General features: G+C 44.6%; 3 protein-coding genes. 2 read left to right on the forward strand and 1 reads right to left on the reverse strand.

The genetic code is table 11. The features are described 5' to 3' along the window. Positions 1-462: 462 nt before the first annotated feature. Complete coding sequence (locus O9332_RS08035; protein ID WP_002759727.1) at positions 463-849, reverse strand: AbrB family transcriptional regulator; 387 nt, start codon at positions 847-849, stop codon at positions 463-465. A 532-nt stretch (positions 850-1381) separates the two neighbouring features. On the opposite strand from O9332_RS08035, the gene O9332_RS08040 reads away from it, so the two are divergent. Together O9332_RS08040 and O9332_RS08045 are read left to right on the forward strand one after the other, a co-directional pair. Further along, positions 1382-2368: a succinate dehydrogenase/fumarate reductase iron-sulfur subunit gene (locus O9332_RS08040; RefSeq protein ID WP_002759728.1), complete on the forward strand. Its 987-nt coding sequence runs from the start codon at positions 1382-1384 to the stop codon at positions 2366-2368. Between the two features lie 60 nt (positions 2369-2428). Next, positions 2429-3430 carry a CsgG/HfaB family protein gene (locus O9332_RS08045; RefSeq protein ID WP_002759729.1) on the forward strand — a complete coding sequence of 334 codons (1002 nt, stop codon included), beginning with the start codon at positions 2429-2431 and terminating at the stop codon, positions 3428-3430. The last annotated feature ends 437 nt before the right edge of the window (positions 3431-3867 follow it).

The following is a 3867-nucleotide window of genomic DNA, read 5'->3' on the forward strand; positions in this document are numbered from 1 at the left end:
TACCAAGCGATGTACTACAAGAAGGATAATGCAAGGTTTTTGAACGTCCCAATCCTATTTTCGCAGCATGAACATCGGACTTTAACAGGTCAAAAGCTTTATTTTAAAAGGGTTTTACCATTATTCAGCAAACCCTAAATAGAAATAATCTCCTGTCTCGGAGTCTCCTGTCTCGGAGTCTCCTGTCTCGGAGTCTCCTGATGGCTAAAACAACAAACCCTCCAGGGACAGAATAACTGTGGAACTTTGCCCTGATAAAGCCTAGCTCCAACAAAAATCCATCCCTAGGGGGTTGCGAAAAAGAAGAAAAAGTGCTTAAGGAAAACCCCTCGAGTTGATGAAAGAGGCGGTCAGGGGTTAGAATTAGGGATAAGAATCTATATTGTCTTTTTGGTCGGTCCTGTCAAAATTAGCCCTTTTGACTGCCGATTTTTTTTTCCTTATCCCTACTCCGTAACCTATTTAAGCTTCTACCGGTTCTTCTGATTCCGTTTGTTTGAGGTGGATGTGCTTGTAGCCAAGTTTGATTTCAAACTCATCGCCAGGCTGCAAGTTCATTTGTTCGGTATAGGTGGAACCGATGACGATTTGACCATTTTTATGGACACTAACCCGGAAAGTGGGTTCGCGGCCGCGGCCATCTTTAGTGCCTTCGGGATCAAGAGGAACCCCTTTTGCACCCAAAACAGCATCGTAAAAGTCGGTTAAATTGACCCGAACCTGACCATCTTTACTTTGAGAGTAGTAACCACAACGTTTTGCCGTTTCGCGACGGGGTAAGTGGGATAACTCTTTGACTTTTTGAAGTAGAGCTTTCCCGGTTAGGGGAGTAGGAGAGACATCACTCATGGTACTTTTTAATGTTCCTTGATTTTTGACTGACTGTCAATTAAGTTTACACTGACAAATTGATCATACCAAAAATCTCGCCAAAAATGTCTAGAGGGGAATAATAAATTTTTTAAAACTGATGGTTCGGTGATGACAATCGTGGTAAGAAGACCCCGGACTAGGTAGTAAGTGTAAACCTTGTGGGGGAGGGGAAATTTTTGGTCAAGACTCTGGCAATTTTTGGTCGGGTGGGAGGAAAACAGGGGGGAGAAAGTAAGGCCATAAAACCGATAAAGCTATACCTAGCAAGGAATTGAGCAACTATAATTGTGGTTGGAGTTGGCAAAAAACTAATGACCCAGAGCAGCAAATCCGGGGTGATTAAACTGTTTTCGAGCGACTTCCCCATCTATCATTAGGCCTAGATACCCACCCCTTGGCTCAACCGACCGGGGAAAATCTTAAGGATTAATTACCATTACTAGCTCCCCTTTGGCCCGTTAACATCGATTATCCTGAGTATTAGGAGTCCCTCATCCCCGTGCCGAGTATGGAAGTTTCTTTTAAAATTCTGCGTCAACGACCCAACGACACCCCCTACCTAGAAAATTTTACCCTAGAGGTGGAGGCGGGAAATACAATTCTCGACTGCCTTAATCGCATCAAATGGGAACTTGATGGAACTTTGGCCTTTCGTAAAAATTGCCGCAATACAATTTGTGGCAGCTGTGCGATGAAAATTAACGGTCGTTCGGCCTTGGCTTGTCAACAAAATATCGCCAGTGAATTAAACCATTGTAGCCAAAAAGATGCCGGAGAAATTCCCGAAATCACGATCGCCCCTCTGGGTAATTTACCGATTATCCGGGATTTAATTGTCAATATGCAACCGTTTTGGGACGATTTAGAAAAAGTTGAACCTTATATTAGTAGTCAAGCACGTAGCATTCCCGAACGAGAATTTCTGCAAACTCCAGAAGAAAGAGCCAATCTCAATCAGATGGGTAACTGCATTATGTGCGGGGCCTGTTATTCGGAATGTAACGCCAAGCAAGTCAATCCTGATTTTGTCGGGCCCCACGCTTTAGCAAAAGCGCAGCGCACTCTAGCAGATTCCCGCGATGGTAATCAAGAAGGTCGCCTAGAACTTTATAACCAAGGCACCGCAGGGGTTTGGGGTTGTACCCGTTGCTATTTCTGTAATGCGGTTTGTCCTATGGAAGTGGCTCCTATGGATCAGATCGGTAAAATTAAACAGGAAATACTCGCTCGCAAGTCGGCCGATAGTAGTCGTCCCATTCGTCACCGGAAAGTTTTAGTGGAATTAGTCAAAGCAGGGGGATGGGTGGATGAACGCAAATTCGGCCTCTATGTGCTGGGCAATTATTGGCGCGATTTACAGGGTTTATTAAGTATTGCCCCCTTGGGATTGCGGATGATTGCTAAGGGTAAATTTCCCACTTCCTTTGAAGCTTCCGAGGGAACCGAGGAAGTGAGAGGTTTAATTACTGCCATTCAAAATTCTCCCTCTCGATAGTTAGAGCAATTTTCAGATGTATTATGAGCTATATTCTATTTGACTGGAGAACTCATTATCATGTTCGATCGAGATAGTATCCGTGGTTTTTCTGCCCTAATCACCCTTGTGGGAGTCGCTTCTAGTTTGGGTTTTAGCTTTAACGCACCGGCTTTCTCCCAAGCTATCTCTAACAATTTACCATTACTCTTAGCCCAAAAAAGCGAAAAGGTGCGAGTAGCGGTTTTAGACTTCGATTATAGCGGTCTCAGTAATCCCCAGTGGTTAACATTTCTCAATGGTGGAGCCAGTGGTGTCAGTGATATTCTCGTCAATAAATTGGTGGAAAGTGGTCGCTATACAGTCATTGAGCGCAGTCGCATTGATGCCGTCCTTAGAGAACAGAATTTGGGGGCTTCGGGACGGGTAGATGCCGCTACCGCTGCTCAAATCGGGCAAATTTTGGGGGTAGATGTGGTGATTATCGGTTCGATTACCCAATTCGATTTACAAAAAAAACAATCCGGTGGCTCGTTTATTATTTTTAGCACTGCCAAGACAGAAACCGATGCTTTTGTCAAGTTGAATGTCCGGGCAATTAATACCACCACGGCCGAAATTATTACCACCGCTCAGGGAGATGGTACTGCCAATCAATCCGATGGTTCAACCGTGGTTTTAGGCGTTGGGGGTGGTTCCCAAACTTCCAATGAAGGGAAATTACTCAGTATTGCCACCGATAAGGCAGTGGCGCGGGTGGTGGATAATCTCAATGATAAAGCCGACCAAATCGCCGCTACACCTCGCTCGCTCCCGACTGTCACCGCTTTAGTGGCTGCCGTGGCGGGAAATCAGGTAATTCTCAATAAAGGTACGGGAGAAGGTTATCGTGTCGGTTTACGCATTTCCATCGAACGGACGACTCAAACGGTCAAGGATCCGCAAACGGGTAAGGTTATCCGTCAGATTACTCAACCGATTGGCACTCTCGAAATTGTCGAAGCTGATGGTCAATCTAGCGTCGGTCGCATCATTACCGGTAATGGTTTTAAAGTCGGTGATTTAGCTAAACCCATTCGTTAGTTATGAATTATGAATTGGGGAAGTGGGGAAGTGGGGAGATCGGTAAACTTAAATCTGATAACTGATCACTGATAACTGATAACTGATAACTGATTACTGATAAGTGAACACTCACGAAAATTTGAAGTTATTTGACAATCCCGTCGCACTAAGCGCTTCGGGATTCTTAGTTCAACGAGTCCACTTAAATTAGATGCCTTGCGTTATCCAACCCAGAGGTGGTTCTCACGCTTGCGCGTTACTTTTCGTATGCCCTACGATAGTCCCCCTTGCCCCCCCCGACGTCGGGGGGGGGCAAGGGTAGGGCTGTTTCATTTAAATTAAGTATAGCTGATTTTGAGTCAATAAATTTGACCGAAGATTCTCAAGTTTATCTTGTTCTAACCAAAAGAGTTAGTCACAATAACTAATCTTTAATCCTCTGCCAAATTTATTAT

Origin of the sequence: Microcystis sp. LE19-10.1B (genome assembly GCF_027530565.1) — a bacterium.
Lineage (GTDB): Bacteria > Cyanobacteriota > Cyanobacteriia > Cyanobacteriales > Microcystaceae > Microcystis > Microcystis aeruginosa.